Below are 20,977 nucleotides of genomic sequence, written 5' to 3'. Positions count from 1 at the left end.
TCCAGTCACCGTCCGGCCGTCCATGAACGAGGCCAGGGCAGTAACGGCCGAGTATATGACACCCGGAAAAACTCTCAACTGACTTTACTTCGGCGCTTTTTTGCCGATTTTCGGTGAATCCGGCACACTAGCGCCGCTTGTTCTTATCCACTCATGCAGAAGCCGTATGACCCGTTCCCCGTTCCGCCGTCTTGTGTTTGGCACCTTGCGCCGACTGTTGTACCTCTGGGTTCGCTCCGAGACGATCAACCAGTCGTCCTTCACCCTCAACCTCGACCGCAGTCGTCCGGTATTTTACGTTCTGCAAGACCCGTCGCTCACCGACCTGGCGGTGCTCGACACCGAGTGCACCAAGGCCGGCCTGCCGCGCCCCGTCCTGCCCGTATCGGTGGGCGACCTGTTGGAACCAGCGGCATTCTTTTACCTCACACCGGCGCCGGACTGGCTTGGGCGCCAGGACAAACGCGGCGCGCCCCCCACCCTGACGCGGCTGGTCGATGTGCTGACCCACAACGCCGCCGAAGACGCGCAGATCATCCCGGTCAGCGTGTTCTGGGGGCAGTCGCCCGACAGCGAATCGAGCCCGTGGAAACTCTTGTTCGCCGACAGTTGGGCCGTCACCGGACGCCTGCGCCGCCTGTTGAGCATCATGATCCTTGGGCGCAAGACCCGCGTGCAGTTCTCTGCGCCGATCCATTTGCGCGAGCTGATCGAACACGACAAGGGCCACGAGCGCACCGTGCGCATGGCCCAGCGAATCCTGCGGGTGCACTTTCGCAACTTGAAAGCAGCGGTCATCGGCCCGGACATCTCCCACCGGCGCAACCTGGTCAAGGGACTGCTGAACCAGCCGCTGGTCAAGCAGGCCATTCTCGACGAGGCCGAGCGAGAAAAGATTCCTGCAGAAAAAGCCAAGGCCCAGGCCCTGCGCTACGGCAACGAGATCGCCTCGGACTACACCTACACCGCGATCCGGTTCCTTGAAGTGGTGCTGAGCTGGTTCTGGAACAAGATCTACGACGGCATCAAGGTCAACCACATCGAGGGCGTGCAGAACGTCGCCCAGGGCCACGAAGTCATCTACGTGCCGTGCCACCGCAGCCATATCGATTACTTGCTGCTGTCGTACCTGCTGTTTCGCAACGGCCTGACCCCACCGCACATCGCCGCCGGCATAAACCTCAACATGCCGGTGATCGGCGGTCTGCTGCGCCGTGGCGGGGCGTTCTTCATGCGCCGTACCTTCAAGGGCAACCCGCTCTACACCGCCGTGTTCAATGAATACCTGCACACGTTGTTCACCAAGGGCTTCCCGGTGGAGTATTTCGTCGAGGGCGGGCGCTCGCGCACCGGACGCATGCTGCAACCCAAGACCGGCATGCTCGCCATTACCCTGCGCAGCTTCTTGCGATCGTCACGCATGCCGATCGTGTTCGTGCCGGTTTACATCGGTTATGAGCGGGTACTGGAAGGCCGGACCTACCTCGGCGAATTGCGCGGGGCGAGCAAGAAGAAGGAGTCGATCTTTGACATCTTCAAAGTCATCGGCGCCCTCAAGCAACGCTTTGGCCAAGTCGCAGTGAATTTCGGCGAGCCGATCAAACTGGCGGAGTTCCTCGACAGCGAGCAGCCGGATTGGCGCCAGCAGGAGCTGGGCCCGCAGTTCAAGCCGGCCTGGCTCAACGCGACCACCCACCGCCTCGGCGAACGCGTGGCCCGGCACTTGAACGAGGCTGCCGCTATCAACCCGGTCAACCTGGTTGCCCTGGCGTTACTGTCCACCAGCCGCCTGGCCCTGGACGACCAGGCCTTGGCCCGCGTGCTCGACTTGTACCTGGCGTTGCTGCGCAAAGTGCCATATTCGCCTCATACCACCCTGCCCGAAGGTGACGGCCGAGCGCTGATCGATCATGTCAAGGGCATGGACCTGCTGTCGGAACAGAGCGATGCCTTGGGCAAGATTCTGTATCTGGATGAGCAGAATGCGGTCCTGATGACCTACTACCGCAATAATGTCTTGCACATCTTTGCCTTGCCGGCATTGCTGGCGAGTTTCTTCCAGAGCAGCTCGCGCATGAATCGCGAGCAGCTCCTGCGCTACACCCGAGCCTTGTACCCCTACTTGCAATCGGAGTTGTTCATCCGCTGGTCGCTGGAAGAGCTGGACGCCGTGGTCGATCAATGGCTCGAAGCCTTCGTCGAACAAGGCCTGCTGCGTTTCGAAAAAGACCTTTACCTGCGACCGGCGCCGAGTTCGCGGCATTTCGTGCTGCTGACCCTGCTGTCAAAAAGCATCGCCCAGACCCTGCAGCGCTTCTACATGACCGTCTCGCTGCTGCTCAACAGTGGCCAGAACAGCATCAGCGCCGAAGAGTTGGAAGATCTTTGCACGGTCATGGCCCAGCGCCTGTCGATCCTGCACGGGCTGAACGCGCCGGAGTTCTTCGACAAGACGCTATTCCGGCACTTCATCCAGACCATGCTCGACCTCGACGTGCTGCGCCGTGATGAAGCGGGCAAGCTGAGCTACCACGAGCTGCTCGGCGAACTGGCCGAAGGCGCGGCCAAGCGGGTACTGCCGGCGGAGATTCGCTTGTCGATTCGGCAGGTGGCGCTGCATCGGGGTGAAGACGCGGCGGAACGCGATACTGACGCCCAAGCATAAGGAATCGGTTTAATGCCGCCACAGCGGCGGCATTAAACCGCATTCTTTTCATGAAACATGAATAACCCATCATTAAAATAGCCGAAGCGCTAAAACATTCACTGACACAACCCGTTCATGCCAAGCATCAATTAAAGATTTTTCCTACTTTTCCTCCTCACGAAAACCCTTATATTCCAACTCACGCCATTGACGGCGCCCATTTCAATATAAGGACATTATTATGAATAACCTCTACATCATTTCCGGCATTGCCCATTATCTGGAAAAAATCAGTCTGGCTCCCGACTCGACCCTGCATGCTTTCCTGGAAGACATCAGTTTCGCCGACGCACCGGCTGAAATCATTGCCACTTGCATCGTTGAAAATGCCGAGACCGCCGGCCTGGACTTCGAACTGCACATGCCCGTATCGGCTATTATCGAAGGCCGTACTTATGCGATCAGGGTGCGTATCGAAACCGCGGGTGAGTTACGGTTCATCAATAAAACCTCCCACCCCGTCGACCCGCGCGCCAATTACCTGAAGCCGATCGAGGTACTGGTGGCTTCAGTTTAAAGTCCTACTAACAAGCAGTACTGCTTGTTTTGGCTTGACAGACACCACGATCGATCCAGTAACGCCTCGAAGTTCGCTCCGACGTTGCGCAGCGACAAAGTTGATACCAAGCAGGGAAAAGCCCTACAGAATATTTAATGACAGGGCCTCAACATGGCCCCCGTCAATTCGACGCATAGAAAAGGAATTCAACATGAGCCTATACACCATCAAAGTAACCCTGCACTCGCCAGACGGCTTTCAACTTCCTGAAAGTGGCGGCACCCACATCAGCTTCACCACGCCGAACACCTCTGGTGGCAGCGGCTCCAACCAAATACCGACCAAGATGCCTTGGATCGTAAGCTTTACCGTTGACAGCGACGTTGTCAGCGAAGGGGAAGAGTTTTCGGTGGGCGCGCAGATCACAGGCCCCCGCCCTCTGTTTCTTGATACCCCACATACGTTTACCTGGAACGGCGGCGATCAGGAAGTCGACTTCAACTTGATCCTTGCGCCAGTATCGACTGAGGAAGACACCGAGCCATTCGCGTTCGGCTCCTAAACCGCTACGTTCGGGTGGATTAATAACTCAAAATCCTCCAGATTCTCCTTGACGCCGGCATGTTGCTGGCGCCAAGGAGAATGGTATTCACCATGAAAAAATTTGCCCTGCTTGCCTCCATGGCTTTACTGACTGCTTGCCAATCGGCAGCACCACCCACCGCCTCCCTCGAATCCCTTGATGGCGAAGTATTCTATTTGCAACGCATCGCCTTGCCGCCTACCGCTACCTTGACCGTTAGCCTGCAGGACATTTCCCTGGCCGATGCTCCTGCGGTGGTGATCGATGAACAGCGCGGCCCGGTCAAAGGGCAGGTCCCATTACCTTTCAAGCTCAGTTATGATCCCGCCCAGGTCAAGCCCGGTCATCGTTATGCCGTGAGCGCCCGCATCGAGGTTGACGGCCAATTGATGTTCATCACCACTGAACAGAACGCCGTGCAGCTCGATGGCAAAGATCCGCAGCCGTTGAAGATCCGCGTCAACGCCGCACGCTGATTTTTTTCCAAATCTGTTCAAGGAAGCTGTCATGCTCCGCTCTCCCCTTCGCTTCACCAGTCTATGCGCCGGCCTGTTGATCTGCGCCAACGTCATGGCCCTGTCCCTGAGCGATCTCTCCCAGAAAGACGCCACGGGCGGTCTCAAGGATGCACTGACCCAAGGCGCCCAGATCGCCGTCAAACAATTGGGCACTCCGGGTGGGTTCAGCAACAACCCGGACGTGAAGATCGAATTGCCCGGCAAGCTCGGTAAAGTCGCCAGCAAGATGAAGGCCTTCGGCATGGGCGACCAGGTCGATCAACTGGAAACCAGCATGAACCAGGCTGCCGAAGCCGCCGTGGTACAGGCCCAGCCGATCCTGGTCGACGCGGTAAAGAACATGAGCGTGACCGATGCCAAGGGTATCTTGAGCGGTGGGAACGATTCGGCCACCCAATACCTGAACAAAAGCAGCCGTGAGCAGATCCGCGCCAAGTTCCTGCCCATCGTCAAGCAAGCTACGGACAAGGTCGGCCTGGCTCAAAAATACAACGCCTTTGCCGGTCAGGCTGCAACGCTCGGGGTGCTGGATGCCAAAAGCGCCAACGTGGAAAACTACGTGACTGAGCAAGCGCTGGACGGTTTGTTCGAAATGATCGGCAAGCAGGAAGCCACCATCCGCCAGAACCCGGCGGCTGCCGCGACCAGTTTGGCGAAGAAGGTTTTCGGTACGCTCTGAGTCAAGGATCATTCCCACGCAGAGCGTGGGAATGATCATCACCACAGGTTCGGTGTGCCCCTGTTGATCAGGTTTTCTTGACCCTGAACCACGCTGCATACAACGCCGGCAGGAACAGCAGTGTCAACGCTGTCGCCACGATCAAGCCACCCATGATTGCGACCGCCATCGGCCCGAAGAACAGGCTGCGCGACAATGGGATCATCGCCAACACCGCCGCTAGCGCGGTGAGCACAATCGGGCGGAAACGTCGCACGGTCGCTTCGATGATTGCCTGCCAGGGCGCCAGCCCGGCCTTGATGTCCTGTTCGATCTGGTCCACCAGGATCACCGAGTTGCGCATGATCATGCCAGACAGCGCGATGGTCCCCAGCATGGCCACGAAACCGAACGGCTGGCGGAACACCAGCAGGAACAGCGTGACGCCAATCAGCCCCAACGGAGCGGTGAGAAACACCATGGCCGTGCGTGAAAAGCTGCGCAGTTGTAGCATCAGCAAGGTCAGCACCACCACGATGAACAGCGGCACACCGGCGTTAACCGACTTCTGGCCACGAGTCGAGTCCTCTACGGTGCCGCCCACTTCAAGCAAATAACCGTCCGGCAGTTGCGCGCGAATCGGCTCCAGGGTTGGGAAAATCTGCTGCACCAGGGTCGCCGGTTGTTCCTTGCCATAGATGTCAGCCCGTACGGTCACACTCGGCAAGCGGTTGCGGTGCCAGATCACACCCTCTTCAAAGCCGTATTCCAATGTCGCGACCTGCGACAGGGCAACGCTTTTGCCGTTGTCGGTCGGCACTGCCAGGCTCGGCAGCAACGACAGCTCCGTGCGCTCATGCACTGTACCGCGCAGCAGGATCTCGATCAGTTCGTTGTCTTCCCGGTACTGGCTGACGCTGGAGCCGGTGAGGGAACTGCGCAGGAAACTCGCCAAGTGGGCCGTACTGACACCCAGGGCCCGGGCGCGGTCTTGGTCGACGTTCAGGTACACCACCTTGCTCGGCTCTTCCCAGTCCAGATGCACGTTGACCACGTAGGGGTTTTCGCGAACTTTTGTCGCCACTTTCCGTGCCAGGGCCCGCACTTCTTCGATGTGTTCGCCTGTGACGCGAAATTGCACGGGATAACCGACGGGAGGGCCGTTTTCCAGGCGCGTTACCCGCGAGCGCAGGGTCGGGAATTGCTCGTTCAGAGTCGAAATCAACCAACTGCGCAGCGGTTCGCGGTCTTCAATGGTCTTGGCCAGCACCACGAACTGGGCGAAGCTGGAGGCCGGCAGCTGTTGATCCAGCGGCAGGTAGAAACGCGGTGAACCGGTGCCGACATAAGCCACGTAATTGTCGATGCCGGCATGGTCCTTGAGCAGCGCTTCCAGGCGCTTGACCTGCTCGGCGGTGTTGCTCAGGGAGGCGCCTTCCTGCAGCTTCAAGTCGACCATCAGCTCCAGCCGCCCCGAAGCCGGAAAGAACTGCTGCGGCACGAACCGGAACAACACCACCGAGCCGACGAACAACAGCACGGTCAGCAGGATGACGGTTTTGCGCCGACGCACGCACCACTCGACCACCCTCCGGACACGTTGATAGAACGGCGTGCCGTAAGGGTCGGTCTGGCCGTCAGTCGTGCCATGTTTGGCCGCGTGAATTTTCGCCAGGTCCGGCAGGAATTTTTCCCCCAGGTACGGCACGAACACCACGGCAGCCACCCAGGAGGCGACCAACGCCAGGGTCACGACCTGGAAAATCGAACGGGTGTATTCACCGGTGCCCGATTGCGCGGTGGCGATCGGCAGGAAGCCGGCCGCTGTGATCAACGTACCGGTGAGCATTGGAAACGCCGTGCTGGTCCAGGCATAGCTGGCCGCCTTGATCCGGTCGAAACCTTGCTCCATCTTGATCGCCATCATCTCCACTGCAATGATCGCGTCATCCACCAGCAGCCCCAGGGCCAATACCAGCGCGCCGAGCGAAATCTTGTGCAGGCCGATCCCCAGGTAATACATCGCCGCGAACGTCATCGCCAGCACCAGCGGAATCGCCAGGGCCACTACCATCCCGGTGCGCAGCCCCAGGGAGAAGAAGCTCACTAGCAACACAATCGTCAGTGCTTCCACCAGCACCTGGACGAACTCACCGACCCCGGTCTTCACCGCCGCAGGCTGGTCCGACACCTTGCGCAATTGCATGCCGGCCGGCAGGGTGTTCTGGAGACGGGCGAAGTCGACCTCAAGGGCCTTGCCCAGAACCAGGATATCCCCTCCTTGCTTCATCGCCACGGCCAGGCCAATGGCGTCTTCGCCCATGAAGCGCATGCGTGGCGCCGGCGGGTCGTTGAAACCGCGGCGCACATCGGCGAGGTCGCTGATACGGAACGTACGATCGCCGACCCGGATCGGGAAATTGCGGATTTCTTCCACCGTCTGAAAATTCCCCGAAACCCGAAGCTGCAATCGCTCGCTGCCCGTTTCGAAGAAACCTGCGGTGGAGACCGTGTTTTGCTCTTCAAGGGCCTGCTGGACCGCCGCCAAGGGCAGACCGAGGGTTGCCAGCTTCACGTTTGACAATTCGATCCAGATCTTCTCTTCCTGCAAGCCGATCAGCTCGACTTTGCCTACGTCCTTGACTCGTTGCAGCTGCAGCTGGATACGATCGGCGTAGTCCTTGAGCACGGCATAGTCGAAGCCGTCGCCGGTCAGCGCGTAGATATTGCCGAAGGTGGTCCCGAATTCATCGTTGAAGAACGGCCCCTGGACATCCGGCGGCAGGGTGTGGCGGATATCGCCGATCTTCTTGCGCAACTGGTACCACAGCTCGGGAATCTGCGCCGAATGCAGGGAATCGCGCGCCGCGAAAGTCACTTGGGATTCGCCCGGGCGGGAGAACGAGACGATCTTTTCGTAATCGCCGGTTTCCATCAGCTTCTTTTCGATGCGCTCGGTGACTTGGCGCGACACTTCCTCGGCCGTCGCCCCCGGCCATACTGTGCGAATGACCATGGCCTTGAAGGTAAATGGCGGGTCTTCGCTCTGGCCGAGCTTGGTGTAGGAAAGTGCGCCGACGATTGCCAGCAACAGCATCAGGAACAGTACGATCTGGCGGTTACGCAACGCCCATTCGGAAAGATTGAAGCCCATCGGGGATTACTCCTTGGCCGCCAGGTTGACCACGCGGTTGGAGCGATCCACCGGCCGGACCGGCTGGCCGTCGAGGAGCACATGCACGCCTGCGGCCACCACCCAGTCATTCGCGCTCAGGCCTTCGAGCACCGGCACGGTCTCTTCGCCGAAGGCACCGACGCGGACCGGGACTTTCTTGAGCGTGTTGTCAGGGTTGACCACCCAGACGTAGGTGGCGCCATTCTCGGCAGTGAGGGCGGAAAGCGGTATTGACAGCGGGGCCTTTTCCGCAGTCTGGATAAATACCCGCGCGCTCTGTCCCAGTTCCGCCGGGACGCTGCCCGCGGTAAAGGCGACGCGAGCAGCGAAGGTGCGCGATTTCGGATCGGCCGCCGGGGAGAGTTCGCGGATGCGTCCGCTGAAGCGTTGATCGGGCTGGCTCCACAGCTCCACCGAAACCGGCTGGCCGATCTTGAAGCGGCCGAAACCCTGCTCCGGCAGGCTGATCAGCACCTCACGCTCGCCGTCGGTAGCGAGCGTGAACACCGTTTGTCCGGCGGACACCACCTGCCCAACTTCCACGGAACGGCGGGCTACTACGCCGTCCTGGGGCGCACGCAGCACCGAATAACTGGCCTGATTGCTGGCGACGTCGAACTGCGCCTTGATCTGCTTGAGCCGCGCGGCACCGGAGCGATAGAGGTTCTCGGCATTATCGTATTGGGAACGGCTGACCATCTGCCGTTCCATCAAGGTCTTGTAGCGGTCACGCTCGGCTTTGACCAGGCTCAGGTTGGCCTCGGCGGCGGCGACCTGGGCGCGGCTCGCTTCCAGTTGCAGGCGCACATCCTCGGGATCGAGTTCCGCCAAGGCTTGGTTGGCCTTGACCCGCTGGCCCTCTTCGACCGATCGTCGGCTCACCTTGCCACCAATACGAAAGGCCAGGTCCGGCTCGAACCGCGCACGCACTTCGCCGGGATAACTGTCCGTGGCCTGGCTCGAAGGCTCTGGCTTGACCACCATGGCGGGGCGGATGGCGACGGACACCGGCTCATCCTGGCCACACGCGGACAATAAAAAAGCCAGGCTGATTGGCACGGCGAGGGGCAGGACATAGCGGAACATGGTGGATGACCTTTCGCTAATGGTGCTTGGAATAATTATACTGGCGGGTATGTTATTAATAGCAAACTCACCAGTCCAGTATTAAAAGCGAATAATGTCGAACAATCCGTCTCCCCCCAACGGCCCCGGTCGTCCCAAGGATCTGGCCAAGCGCCAGGCCATTCTCGACGCGGCGAAACGCCTGTTCCTGAGCCTGGGTTACGCCAGCACCAGCATGGACGCCGTGGCGACCGAGGCCGGCGTGTCGAAGTTGACGGTGTATAGCCACTTCAACGACAAGGAAACCCTGTTTTCCTCCGCGGTGATTGCCAAGTGCGAGGAACAGGTGCCGCCGCTGTTCTTCGAATGGGCTGATGGCGTGCCGATTGAGCACGTGCTGCTGAACATCGCGCGTGGCTTCAATCAATTGATCAACAGCGACGAGTCGGTGAACCTGCATCGGTTGATGCTGGCGCTGGGCAGCCAGGATCCGAAACTCTCGAGCATCTTCTACGAGGCCGGGCCGCAACGAATGCTGTCAGGGATGGAACGGCTGCTGGTCAAGGTCAACCAGAGCGGCGCCTTGAGCATCGACAAACCCAGAAATGCCGCCGAGCACTTTTTCTGCCTGATCAAGGGCGCCGCGAATTTCCGATTGCTGTACGGCTGCGACGGGCCGCAGGACGCTGAAGCGGCCGAGGCCCATGTGCAGGAAGTGGTGGGGTTGTTCATGCGGGCATATCGGCCTTAGCCACCGGGGAGCCTCAAGCCTTGAGCGCCTTCTTCGGGTAAATGTCGTAGCGACTGGACTTGCCTTCGAGCCCATGGCTCGGCTTCGGTCCTTCGATATAAGGCGCCTTGCGTGGCCGTTTGACCACCACCCTGTGGGTCGCCAGTGCCAACGCAGCGGCCAGCAGCGCAGGGGCGTCGTTGTCATCGCCCACCAGCGGCCGGAACAGACGCATCTCCTTCTTCACCAGGGCGGTTTTCTCTCGATGGGGAAACATCGGGTCCAGGTAGATCACCTGGGGCGGCTCGCCTTGCCAGTTGCGCATCACCTCGATGGAGTTGCCCTTGAGCAAGCGCATCCGCGCCACGATGGGCGCCACATCGAAATCTTCCGCGCCCCGCGCCAAGCCATCCTCCAGCAAAGCCCCAATCAGCGGCTGGCGCTCGATCAGGTTCACTTCGCAACCCAGGCTCGCCAGCACGAACGCGTCCTTGCCCAATCCGGCCGTGGCGTCGAGCACCCGTGGACGCACACCCTGGGCGACACCGACCGCCTTGGCGATCATCTGGCCACTGCCGCCGCCGTACAAACGACGATGGGCGGCGCCACCCTCGACGAAGTCCACACGCACCGGCCCTGGCGCCTCCGGCCCCAGTTGCTGCAATTGCAGCCCCTGCTCGCCGACCTGCAAGGCAAACTCACCAGCGTCCATTTGCAAAGGCAGGCCGAGCCGCTCGGCCCACTGCTCGGCCTGCGGTTGGAAGGCAGTGGCCAGGGCCTCGACGTGGATGCGGCAGGCTGTGGATTGCTCGATCATGAAAACACGCTCAAAAAATTAAGGATCGGCAAAAACGGCCGATAACAACGGTGAACGGCATTTTGCCAGAGCTGAGCGTCGACCGAGAAAAATGTCAGACATTCAATCCACATCGATAGGCGTTATCTCCCCTTACGGCGATTACAGCCTGCGTAACACTCAAGCGCTGAGCGGCGTCAGTCACCTGTGGCAGGATTTTTTTGCCCGGGCCCTGGCCGATCAACTGGGTGATGACGCACCGGCGCCTGGCAGCTACCAGCCAGTGCCCCTCGATGAAGCGGTTGAACCGACCCTTGGCGCCGAGCTGCTGGAGCACATCATCAGCCAGCGCACCTGCGACGTGACCGAAACCCAGGTCAAGCCGCCTGAACCGCTGTTCCTGCCGATCGCCGAATTCGAACTCGACCTGCTCGACAAGCCCTTCCCGCCCTTCCCAGCGGAAGAAATCGTCGCCCAGCAAAAACAACAGAACTTCGAAAGCAGCTGGGTTCGCCCACTCGTCCTTACCGCCGGCCAACCGCTGCCGGAGCCCGGCCCGGCGCCGCAGCCGCGTCCATTGCACCTGCCAATCGCCGAGTTCGAACTCGACCTGCTGGACAAGCCATTCGCTCCGTTCCCGGAAGAAGAACTGGTGGCGCAACAGAAACAACTCGACTTCGATACCCGCTGGGCACGCCCGATCGTGCTGCAGAACCTGCGTATCGCTGCCTGATTCTTACCGACAGATCCACCACGGCCCCACATCCAAGTGGAAATGGTTGCGGTGTGCGGCGTTGTAGTCCGGACTCAAGACCACACTGAACATGTCGCAGGCGCCGTCGCGCACCTGACGCAGGAATTGCGCATCAGTGCTCTCCTTCGGCCAATCCCGGAGCACGCTGACCGTCCGCCCGTCGGCCAGGCGAAACCCGGCAATGTCCAGCGCGCTGGCAGTGGCGTGTTGGCTACGCGCACCCGTTTCACGGCCGTACATGTTGCGGCAGGCAAAGCTGCCCAGGTGATCGACCCGCGTGACTTTCTGCCCATACACCGTCGCCGCCGCTGGCTGCAGCGCATGTCGCTCGAACAGCGCGAAGGCCACCGCCAGCGGGCAACTGGCGAGAAAACTGCTGCTCAGCGCCACCTCACCGCCCTGCACCCTCAACACGTTGGTCAACGGACACGAAGTATTCGCGCCGCTGTCCGCCTGGCGAGCCGTCCGAAGCCCCGACGTCGCGAGCGCCTGGTCACACAGTTGCGGATCGTTGCGCAGGGCCATGAGCTTGTAGCGGGTCAGCAGATTCGGCGGCGCTTTCACGTCCAGCGGCGCCCAGGGATTCCATTGCGGCGGCACGGCGAGCCAGCCGCGCCATACCGCCAACACCGCGACGCCAGCGATCAGCGTCAATACCATCAGTGCTTTCAAAAACCGCACGACAACGCCTCGGGCATCAGCCCTTGAATAATCGATTGGCCTGGCTGAAAGGCATCGAGCGACGCGTGAAGGTGAAGGTCCCCTGCTGCTGGATTTCCTCGGCAGCGCGGAAGAACTCGCCATATGCCGCCAGCGCGAGGGCCGATCCGACACTGATGCGCTTGACACCCAGTTCGCTCAATTGCGCCACCGTCAGGTCCAGTGCGCCGGACATCAGTACGTTAACGGGCTTGGGCGCCACGGCATGGACCACCGCCAGCACTTGCTCGGTGCTGCTCAGCCCCGGCGCGTACAGCACGTCGGCGCCGGCGTCGGCGAAGGCCTTCAGGCGCCGGATCGTGTCGTCCAGGTCCGGCCTGCCATGCAGGAAATTTTCCGCCCGCGCGGTCAGCAGGAAAGGGAACGGCAGACTGCGCACCGCCTCGGCGGCCGCCTTGACCCGAGCCACTGCGTGCTCGAAAGCATAGATCGGGTCGTCTTCGCGGCCCGTGGCGTCTTCGATGGAGCCACCCACAGCCCCAGCTTCCGCCGCGCGGAGCAAACTGCGGGCACAGTCTTCGGGCGCATCGGCAAAACCGTTCTCCAGGTCGACGGCCACTGGCAGGTCCGTGGCCGCAACAATCGCTCGCACATTTGCCAGCGTGTCATCCAGGCCCAGGGCGCCGTCAGGTCGTGCCAGGGAAAAAGCGTGACCGGCACTGGTCGTCGCCAATGCTTCAAAGCCAAGGCTGGCGAGCATCTTTGCCGAACCGGCATCCCATGGATTGGGAATGACAAACGCCCCTTCGCGTTCGTGCAAGGCCTTGAACGCCTGGGCTCGTCGGGTTTGCGCATCCATTAAAGTCGCTCCTGGGCTGTGGAAGAGTTCGCCTCAGAGCAATCCCAGTTGCTCAGCGGCGGGTTCTCTATATAGCTCAGGCAGGGCCGGCAAGCCAGGCAAACGATCCATCAAGCGATTGTGAAAATGCATCGCGAGTTTCGCCGCCAGCAAGTTGTCGGCGGTGTGCAGGAACATATACGGCGTGCGCCCCTCTTCGATCCACACGGCGATTTTCTCTACCCATGGCGTCAGGAATGGCTCGTTGGCCTCGACTACGGGATGACCGACGAAGCGCACCTGCGGACATTGAGTGAACGCCGCCGGCCGCGTTGGCACCCGTGGTTTCTTATATTGCGCGTGAATCACTTCAGGGGCGCTCGACGCGCAGCTGAAGAGGCCCCGGGGATCGAGGCAGATGCGTTCGACGCCGCGATCGAGCAGCAAGCGATTGAGCTGTCGTTCGGCATCGCCTTTGGCAAAAAACTCATCGTGACGCACCTCGACGGCCAGCGGCCGTGGGAACGCGTCGATGAAGGCTGCCAGCTCCGGCAATCGATTGGGCGCGAACGCCTTGGACAATTGCAGCCAGAACGGCGAAACCCGCTCGCCCAACGGGCTCAGCAACTGGACAAAGGTTTCGGTGGCGGTCAGGTGTTCGCGCAGGTCGCCGCCGTGGCTGATGTCACCGGGGATCTTGGCGGTGAAGCGAAAGTGCTCGGGCATGATTTCGGCCCAGCGCTGAACGGTGGTCGCGGCCGGGCTCGCGTAGAAGGTCGTGTTGCCTTCCACGGCGTTGAATACTTGAGAGTAGAGACTAAGGAAATCGGAGCTTTTGGCGTCCTGCGGGTAAAGATAATCGCGCCAGGCGTTTTCACTCCATGACGGGCAGCCCAGATAGTAAGGCAACCGCATCAGATGTAGAGGTCGAGCCCCAGCACTTCCATATCCCAGTCGACGAAACCGGCGGTGCTCAGGTAACTGGCCAGCGCGGTGGCGACGCTGCGGCTCATTGCGCGGTGATACAGCATGTCCTGCTGACGGGCGGGAAGATTGCCCAGGCGTTGCGCAGAGGCTTTGGCGGCACGGGCGGCCAGTTGCTCTTCGGACGGAAACTCCAGTTCACCCTCGATGTCATCGAAGTTTTCAGGCTCAGAGGCTTTACCCGCACGAGGCCGACGCTTGATGGGGTAGGACTGGGATGAAACGCCGTCTATACGCATAACAGAATGCTCGGTATCAATGATGGCAATTTAGCGGCACATTCGCGTCCGCGCAAATGCGCAAGTGATAACTAGAACACATAAAGGTAAAAAGGTTTAAAAACCGGGGGAAAAAGTGACGACTGGCAATTTTGGGTGTGACTTTTGGCCGGGGAAATGAGTTTGTGCTGGGCAATGGCTTTTGTGGCGAGGGGATTTATCCCCGCTAGAGTGCGCAGCGCTCGCCAGCTCAGCGGCTGACACAACAATGTAGGGGGCGCTGCGCGCCCAGCGGGGATAAATCCCCTCGCCACAACTGTGCCCGCTGGAAGTGTGCTCGAAGCTTGAGTTATCGCTCGGACTTGGGCGTTGCGACTTTGTCCCGCAAGTAAACGGGTTGCGCATCGTCAGCCGGGATGGCTTCGCCGCGTTCCCAAGCGAAGCGTGCCAGGGTCAGCAGGTCTTCGGCATGGGGCAACATCAAGGCGTCCTGGCCGATGAGGCTGACGCCGATCCGCTCGCCATAGCCCCAACCAGTCCCGGCACCGAACCAGTCGCCGCTGGTATCTGCCGGTAACGCCGCCGCTTCGGGGGGCAACACCGCTTCAGCACCGACCAGGCGCATCTCACCGGCGGTTTCGCGATAGCAGCCCCAATACACCTCGTCCATGCGCGCATCGATGGCCGCTGCCACCTGACGTGCGCCGTGCTCACGCATGGCCCGCTGGGCCAGCACCGCCAGGTTCGACACCGGCAAGACTGGGCGTTCCAAGGCAAAGGCCAGGCCCTGCACGACGCCAATGGCGATGCGCACGCCGGTAAACGCCCCGGGGCCACGACCAAAGGCGATCGCATCCACCGCTCGCAAGTTGATTCCCGCATCGCTGAGCAATTGCTGGATCATCGGCAGCAATTTTTGCGCGTGCAGGCGCGGGATCACCTCGTAATGGCTCGTGACCTTGCCGTCATGCAGCAAGGCAACGGAGCAAGCTTCAGTCGCGGTGTCCAGGGCCAGCAAGGTGCTCATCAATGTGTCCGTAAATCAGGTGGGAAAAAGTGCGCCAGTATAAACAACTCCGGCCCGCAAGCGGGCCGGAGTTGATGCAGCTGATCAGACTTTTCAGCTCAAGGCTGCAAGCACTTTGGCAGTGATTTCTTCAACCGAGCCGACGCCCGGGATGTGGCTGTACTTCGGCTTGCCACCGTTATTGGCGGACAGATTCTGGTAGAACTCCACCAGCGGCTTGGTCTGGGAATGGTAGACCGACAGGCGATGACGCACGGTTTCTTCGGTGTCGTCCTTGCGCTGCACCAGTTCCTCACCGGTCAGGTCGTCCTTGCCTTCAGCTTTCGGAGGATTGTAGACCGTGTGGTAGACACGCCCGGACGGCTCATGAACGCGTCGACCGGCAATGCGCTGGACGATTTCTTCGTCCTCGACGGCAATTTCGACGACCGCATCCAGCTCGACACCAGCGCTTACCAGCGCTTCAGCCTGGGGAATGGTCCGCGGGAAGCCATCGAACAGGAAGCCGTTGGCGCAGTCGGCTTGAGCAATGCGGTCCTTGACCAGGGCGATGATCAGGTCATCCGATACCAGGCCGCCGGCATCCATGATGCTCTTGGCCTGAACACCCAGCGGAGTTCCAGCCTTGACCGCGGCGCGAAGCATGTCGCCAGTGGAGATTTGCGGGATACCGAATTTTTCGGTGATGAACTTTGCCTGAGTACCTTTACCGGCCCCGGGAGCTCCCAGCAGAATGACGCGCATCGATGTGCTCCTCAATTTTTTTATGTAAAACGCTCGGATTCGCCTCGTGGGGCCAATCTTCGAAAACAGGATCGTGACCGCCCAAACGGCCAAAGGCTGATCAAGATACACAGCAGGCCCGACCCACACAAGCCGCCGAAAGTCGGAGTAACCCGCGCCGCACGCGACCTTCGTAGGGGGTGATGAGAGTCGCAACCGGACAACAAACTGTCGCCTGGTCGACCTCCCTGCCCCTGCAAACAGCTACGCCCGGACATGCCGGGCGCGCTGTTTTTTGACCTTCCGGGAGATTAGCCGGTGTTGCGCAAACCGGCGGCAATCCCTGCCACAGACACCAGCAATGCCTGTTCCACGGGGCTGCCCTGGGCCACGTCCTGTTGCCGCGAACGGGCTAGCAGCTCGGCCTGCAACAGGTGCAGCGGGTCGAGGTAGGTATTGCGCAGGCGGATGAATTCCAGCGTGTCTGGGCTATGTGCCAGCAGCTGCGACTGACCAGTCAGGCCGAGGACCACCGAACAGGCCTGCGACAATAGGTCGCGTAAATGCTCACCCAGCGGCAACAGCGCCGGCTCCACCAAGCGCTCATCGTAGGAAAGCGCGATGTCGGCGTCGGCCTTGGCCAGCACCATCTCCAGCATATCGATGCGAGTCCGGAAGAACGGCCATTGCTCGCGCATCTGCGCGAGCAGTTGGCCCTCGCCCCGCTCCAGCGCCTTGCCCAGCGCCGTTTCCCAGCCGAGCCAGGCCGGCAACATCAGGCGGGTCTGGGTCCAGCCGAAGATCCACGGAATGGCCCGCAGGCTTTCGATACCGCCGGCGCGACGCTTGGCCGGACGGCTACCCAACGGCAGGCGGCCGAGCTCCTGCTCCGGCGTGGACTGACGGAAATACTCGACGAACTGCGGATTCTCACGCACCACGGCGCGGTACGCATTGACACCGTCAGCGGCCAATTCGTCCATCAGGTGCCGCCATTCGGGCGTGGGCGGCGGCGGTGGCAATAGGGTCGCTTCGAGCACCGCGGCGAGGTATAGATTGAGGTTTTGTTCGGCGATGTCCGGTAGGCCAAATTTGAAACGAATCATTTCGCCTTGTTCAGTGGTGCGGAAACGACCGGCCACCGAGCCCGGCGGCTGGGACAGGATCGCCGCATGCGCCGGGCCGCCACCACGGCCGACCGTGCCACCGCGACCATGGAACAGCAGCAGTTCGACTTGCTGCTCGCGGCAGATGTCCACCAGCCGCTCCTGGGCCCGATATTGCGCCCAGGCCGCCGCCGTGGTCCCGGCGTCCTTGGCCGAGTCGGAGTAACCGATCATGACTTCCTGCGGTCCTTGCAGGCGCGAGCGATAGCCCGGCAGCAACAACAGGCGCTCGATCACTGGCCCGGCATTGTCCAGGTCGGCGAGGGTTTCAAACAGCGGCACCACCCGCATCGGCCTCAGCACACCGGCTTCCTTGAGTAGCAGTTGCACCGCCAGTACATCGGAAGCCGCGCCGGCCATCGAGATCACGTAGGAACCCAGGGACGCCGCTGGCGCCGCCGCGACTTCACGACACGTCGCCAGGACTTCGGCAGTGTCGGCCGATGGCTTGAAGTGCGGCGGCAGCAAGGGACGACGGTTATTCAGCTCATCGAGCAGGAAGCCGATGCGCTGCTCCTCGTCCCATTCCTCGTAGCGCCCCAGTCCCAGGTAATCGGTGATTTCGGTCATGGCCGCCGTATGGCGCGTCGAGTCCTGGCGCACATCGAGACGCACCAGGAACAGCCCGAAGGTCACCGCCCGACGCAGGCAATCGAGCAGCGGTCCGTCGGCGATCACGCCCATGCCGCAGTCGTGCAACGACTGATAGCACAGCTCGAGCGGATCGAGCAGTTCACGATTGTTCTGCAATACCTCGGCGCTGGCCGGCGTCGTGGCTTTCAAGGAGGCCTGGGCCCAATTGCGCGTCGCCCGCAGGCGTTCGCGCAATTGCTTGAGCACCGCGCGATAGGGTTCGGCGCTGTCGCCGGCCTGGGCACGCAAGGCCTCGCTGGCGTTCTGCATGGACAAGTCGGCGGCCAGTTGATCAACGTCGCGCAGATACAGGTCCGCGGCCATCCAACGCGCCAGCAACAGCACTTCGCGAGTGACCGCCGCGGTGACGTTCGGGTTGCCATCCCGGTCGCCGCCCATCCACGAAGCAAAGCGTATCGGTGCGGCTTCCAGTGGCAGGCGCAGCCCGGTGGCGGCATGCAAGGCCTGGTCAGCCTTGCGCAGGTAATTGGGGATGGCGTGCCACAGCGAATGCTCGATCACCGCGAAACCCCACTTGGCCTCGTCCACCGGCGTGGGCCGGGTCCGGCGGATTTCTTCGGTGTGCCAGGCTTCGGCGATCAACCGCTGCAAGCGCGCGTGGATCTGCGCGCGCTCGGCGCTGGTGAGGTCGCGGTGATCCTGGGCTGCCAGCTGCGCAGCGATGGCGTCGTATTTCTGGATCAGGGTGCGTCGGGCCACTTCCGTCGGGTGGGCGGTGAGCACCAGTTCGATATCCAGCCGCGCCAACTGCCGGGCCAGGGATTCGGCGCCATGGCCTTCGGCTCGCAGGCGCGCCAGTAATTCGGGCAGCACCCTTGCTTCGAACGGAGCCGGTTTCGATTCTTCGCGCCGATGGATCAGTTGGTACTGCTCGGCGATGTTGGCCAGGTTGAGAAACTGGTTGAACGCACGCGCCACCGGCAGCAGCTCATCCTCGCTCAATTGGTTGAGACTGGCGCTCAGCTCGGCGTCCATGGAGCCGCGACGGTCAGCCTTCGCGCCCTTGCGGATCTGCTCGATCTTGTCGAGAAAGGTGTCCCCGTACTGCTCGCGAATGGTGTTGCCCAGCAGCTCGCCAAGCAGGTGGACATCCTCACGCAAGCGGGCATCGATATCGGTCATCGGCAGTTCTCCAGCAAAAAGGTCCGGACAGCTTTGTAGAGCACAGCTCCTGGGAAGAGAGTGCCGATGCCGGTCGTTTATGACAAGCGACGAAGGGACTTTAAACCTTGTCGGACAAAGCTAGTCTCATGAATAAGCCACACAACGGCTTGTCACTATCGCGCCTGCCACGAGCAGGCCCACTGAGGCCATCATGAAAATCCGTGAACTCGCCCAGCATTGGGAAGAAAACGCCAAGGGTCACCTGACCCAGACCGGCTACTCGATTCATTTGGATGTGGAGGCGGCCGCGCGACTGGCGGCAATCTGCGACATGTACCCCAAGCGCCAGCCCGAGGAGCTGCTCGGCGAGCTGATCGGCGCCGCGCTGGAGGAGCTCGAAGCGAGCTTTCCCTACATCAAGGGTTCGCATGTCGTCGCCACCGACGAGGAAGGCGATCCGCTGTACGAAGATGTCGGTCCAACCCCGCGTTTTCTCGCGCTTTCCCGTCGTCACTTGCAGCAACTTTCTTCGCAGAACGACAAGTCCAGGCACTGACCTCCCCCCATCCGTTATTGCGCGATTCCCGGCACTGCACTTGATCTCAAGGTGCCGGGAATACCGCCGCGCGCCTTGAAAGTTCAGCTTTTTCGCGGCTGACCGATCAGTCAGCATTTCTTTTGGCGATTGGCCATCCTTGCCTGAACTTTTGAAAAACGCCTCGGGTCACACCGAGTAACCATACTGGAACGGCCGTTTAAATAAACGCGCCCTGGCGCCAGCGCCAAAACAGACGTCACGGCTTCGGTCCCAGCATGGATAAGTGTTTTTTCAGGAGTTTTCCAATGGAGTTGAAGCCTATGAATACCTGCACTGCCAAACCCTCATCCACTGGCCTGCGCGGCCTGAAGTTGGCTGCCCTGGCTATCGGTAGCAGCTTCATCCTGGCCGGTTGTGCCGGCAATCCACCTTCTGAGCAGTACGCAGTCACGCAATCGGCGGTCAACAGCGCCGTCAGCGCCGGCGGTACCGAGTTCGCTGCAGTGGAAATGAAATCGGCCCAGGACAAGCTCAAGCAGGCCGAGATCGCCATGCACGACGAGAATTACGAAGAGGCCAAGCGTCTGGCCGAACAGGCCGAGTGGGACGCCCGCGTCGCCGAGCGCAAGGCCCAGGCCGCCAAAGCCGAACAAGCACTCAAGGATTCCCAGAAAGGGGTTCAGGAACTGCGTCAGGAAGGCATGAACAAGGTCCAGTAAGCCTGTTCACGCCACGACGTACTTCTCAACGATAAAAGGACGACAGACTATGACGCACAAACATTTCATGATGCCCGCCCTGCTCGCTGCCTGCGTAGCCCTGGCCGCTTGCTCCCACGACCCGAACGCGAACCTGGAACAGGCCCGCACCAACTACAACGGCCTGCAGGCCGATCCAGCCGCCACTAAAGTCGCCGCCCTGGAAACCAAGGACGCGGCCGATTTCCTGGCCAAGGCCGACAAGGCCTACCTGGACAAGGAAGACGAAGCCAAGGTTGACCAACTGGCCTACCTGACCAACCAGCGTGTCGAGGTGGCCAAACAGACCATCGCCCTGCGCAACGCCGAAGCCGAGCTGAAAAACGCCGGTGACGAACGCGCCCGCGCACTGCTCGAAGCCCGTAACGCGCAGATCAAGCAGCTGCAGGACAGCCTCAACGCCAAGCAGACCGAGCGCGGTACGCTGGTGACCTTCGGCGACGTGCTGTTTGCCACCAACAAGTCCGACCTGCGTACCAGCGGCATGACCAACGTGAGCAAACTGGCGCAGTTCCTCCAGGAAAACCCGGATCGCAAAGTGATCATCGAAGGGTATACCGACAGCACCGGCTCCGACTCGTACAACCAGTCGCTGTCCGAGCGTCGCGCCAGCTCCGTGCGTACCGCCCTGGTGAAAATGGGCGTCGACCCAGCCCGCATCGTGACCCAGGGTTACGGCAAGGAATTCCCGGTGGCCGACAACACCAGCGTCTCGGGCCGTGCCATGAACCGTCGTGTGGAAGTGACCATCTCCAACGACAACCAGCCAGTCGCCCCACGTTCATCCATGAGCGCACAATGATCGGCTGACCGCATGACAAA

The 20,977-nt window shown here is 61.0% G+C and carries 20 protein-coding genes; 10 read left to right on the top strand and 10 right to left on the bottom strand.

Going from position 1 to position 20,977, the window contains the following annotated elements; all coding sequences use genetic code 11:
• Nucleotides 1-166 precede the first annotated feature (166 nt).
• The 5 genes from plsB (at nt 167) to HU742_RS22425 (ending at nt 4,986) form a co-directional block, all read left to right on the top strand.
• A complete protein-coding gene (plsB, locus tag HU742_RS22445; RefSeq protein ID WP_186644164.1) occupies nt 167-2,665 on the top strand; it encodes a glycerol-3-phosphate 1-O-acyltransferase PlsB in 2,499 nt (832 codons plus the stop codon).
• A gap of 223 nt (nt 2,666-2,888) precedes the next feature.
• Entirely contained in the window at nt 2,889-3,224 is a 336-nt protein-coding gene (locus tag HU742_RS22440; protein ID WP_186634958.1) for a YbaY family lipoprotein, read from the top strand.
• A 193-nt stretch (nt 3,225-3,417) separates the two neighbouring features.
• A complete protein-coding gene (locus HU742_RS22435; RefSeq protein WP_186644159.1) occupies nt 3,418-3,768 on the top strand; it encodes a hypothetical protein in 351 nt (116 codons plus the stop codon).
• Between the two features lie 92 nt (nt 3,769-3,860).
• Entirely contained in the window at nt 3,861-4,265 is a 405-nt protein-coding gene (locus HU742_RS22430) for a YbaY family lipoprotein (RefSeq protein WP_186634952.1), read from the top strand.
• Between the two features lie 31 nt (nt 4,266-4,296).
• Nucleotides 4,297-4,986, top strand: coding sequence for a DUF4197 domain-containing protein (locus tag HU742_RS22425; protein WP_186634949.1), 690 nt, complete (start codon nt 4,297-4,299; stop codon nt 4,984-4,986).
• A 67-nt stretch (nt 4,987-5,053) separates the two neighbouring features.
• Here the strand turns inward: HU742_RS22425 and HU742_RS22420 are convergent, their stop codons facing one another.
• Both HU742_RS22420 and HU742_RS22415 read right to left on the bottom strand, forming a co-directional pair.
• A complete protein-coding gene (locus HU742_RS22420) occupies nt 5,054-8,119 on the bottom strand; it encodes an efflux RND transporter permease subunit (protein WP_186634946.1) in 3,066 nt (1,021 codons plus the stop codon).
• A 6-nt stretch (nt 8,120-8,125) separates the two neighbouring features.
• Nucleotides 8,126-9,226: an efflux RND transporter periplasmic adaptor subunit gene (locus HU742_RS22415; protein ID WP_186644158.1), complete on the bottom strand. Its 1,101-nt coding sequence runs from the start codon at nt 9,224-9,226 to the stop codon at nt 8,126-8,128.
• Nucleotides 9,227-9,320: 94 nt separating this feature from the next.
• Here HU742_RS22415 and HU742_RS22410 point away from each other — a divergent pair, with 94 nt between their 5' ends.
• Complete coding sequence (locus HU742_RS22410; RefSeq protein WP_186634940.1) at nt 9,321-9,956, top strand: TetR/AcrR family transcriptional regulator; 636 nt, start codon at nt 9,321-9,323, stop codon at nt 9,954-9,956.
• Nucleotides 9,957-9,969: 13 nt separating this feature from the next.
• Here HU742_RS22410 and HU742_RS22405 read toward each other — a convergent pair whose 3' ends face one another.
• The gene (locus HU742_RS22405; protein WP_189664418.1) at nt 9,970-10,752 is read right to left on the bottom strand and encodes a class I SAM-dependent methyltransferase; all 783 of its coding nucleotides are present in this window, start codon (nt 10,750-10,752) and stop codon (nt 9,970-9,972) included.
• Between the two features lie 91 nt (nt 10,753-10,843).
• Between HU742_RS22405 and HU742_RS22400 the strand changes: the two genes are divergently transcribed.
• A complete protein-coding gene (locus tag HU742_RS22400; RefSeq protein WP_186644157.1) occupies nt 10,844-11,464 on the top strand; it encodes an energy transducer TonB in 621 nt (206 codons plus the stop codon).
• Between the two features lie 3 nt (nt 11,465-11,467).
• Here HU742_RS22400 and HU742_RS22395 read toward each other — a convergent pair whose 3' ends face one another.
• The 7 genes from HU742_RS22395 to ppc form a co-directional block, all read right to left on the bottom strand.
• Nucleotides 11,468-12,145, bottom strand: a complete 678-nt coding sequence (locus HU742_RS22395; RefSeq protein WP_189664427.1) for an extensin-like domain-containing protein — start codon at nt 12,143-12,145, stop codon at nt 11,468-11,470.
• 37 nt (nt 12,146-12,182) lie between these two features.
• Nucleotides 12,183-13,004, bottom strand: a complete 822-nt coding sequence (locus tag HU742_RS22390) for an isocitrate lyase/PEP mutase family protein (protein WP_186644156.1) — start codon at nt 13,002-13,004, stop codon at nt 12,183-12,185.
• A 33-nt stretch (nt 13,005-13,037) separates the two neighbouring features.
• Nucleotides 13,038-13,898 carry a DUF72 domain-containing protein gene (locus HU742_RS22385; protein ID WP_186634929.1) on the bottom strand — a complete coding sequence of 287 codons (861 nt, stop codon included), beginning with the start codon at nt 13,896-13,898 and terminating at the stop codon, nt 13,038-13,040.
• Nucleotides 13,898-14,206: a hypothetical protein gene (locus HU742_RS22380; protein WP_186634926.1), complete on the bottom strand. Its 309-nt coding sequence runs from the start codon at nt 14,204-14,206 to the stop codon at nt 13,898-13,900. The genes HU742_RS22385 and HU742_RS22380 overlap by 1 nt, the downstream gene beginning before the upstream one ends.
• A gap of 328 nt (nt 14,207-14,534) precedes the next feature.
• Nucleotides 14,535-15,212, bottom strand: coding sequence for a tRNA (adenosine(37)-N6)-threonylcarbamoyltransferase complex dimerization subunit type 1 TsaB (tsaB, locus tag HU742_RS22375; RefSeq protein ID WP_186644154.1), 678 nt, complete (start codon nt 15,210-15,212; stop codon nt 14,535-14,537).
• Between the two features lie 93 nt (nt 15,213-15,305).
• Nucleotides 15,306-15,956: an adenylate kinase gene (gene adk / locus HU742_RS22370; protein ID WP_186634920.1), complete on the bottom strand. Its 651-nt coding sequence runs from the start codon at nt 15,954-15,956 to the stop codon at nt 15,306-15,308.
• A 290-nt stretch (nt 15,957-16,246) separates the two neighbouring features.
• Nucleotides 16,247-18,877 carry a phosphoenolpyruvate carboxylase gene (ppc, locus tag HU742_RS22365; protein WP_186634917.1) on the bottom strand — a complete coding sequence of 877 codons (2,631 nt, stop codon included), beginning with the start codon at nt 18,875-18,877 and terminating at the stop codon, nt 16,247-16,249.
• A gap of 193 nt (nt 18,878-19,070) precedes the next feature.
• Here ppc and HU742_RS22360 point away from each other — a divergent pair, with 193 nt between their 5' ends.
• From HU742_RS22360 to lptF, 3 genes are all read left to right on the top strand, one after another.
• A complete protein-coding gene (locus tag HU742_RS22360; protein ID WP_186611161.1) occupies nt 19,071-19,415 on the top strand; it encodes a pilin assembly protein in 345 nt (114 codons plus the stop codon).
• A gap of 287 nt (nt 19,416-19,702) precedes the next feature.
• Nucleotides 19,703-20,116, top strand: coding sequence for a DUF4398 domain-containing protein (locus HU742_RS22355; RefSeq protein ID WP_014336761.1), 414 nt, complete (start codon nt 19,703-19,705; stop codon nt 20,114-20,116).
• A gap of 49 nt (nt 20,117-20,165) precedes the next feature.
• Complete coding sequence (lptF, locus tag HU742_RS22350; protein WP_186644152.1) at nt 20,166-20,957, top strand: lipotoxin F family OmpA-related lipoprotein LptF; 792 nt, start codon at nt 20,166-20,168, stop codon at nt 20,955-20,957.
• Nucleotides 20,958-20,977 lie beyond the last annotated feature (20 nt).

The sequence above is a fragment of the Pseudomonas marvdashtae genome (assembly GCF_014268655.2).
Classification (GTDB): Bacteria; Pseudomonadota; Gammaproteobacteria; order Pseudomonadales; family Pseudomonadaceae; genus Aquipseudomonas; species Aquipseudomonas marvdashtae.
This window is presented reverse-complemented; position numbering and strand designations above follow the sequence as displayed.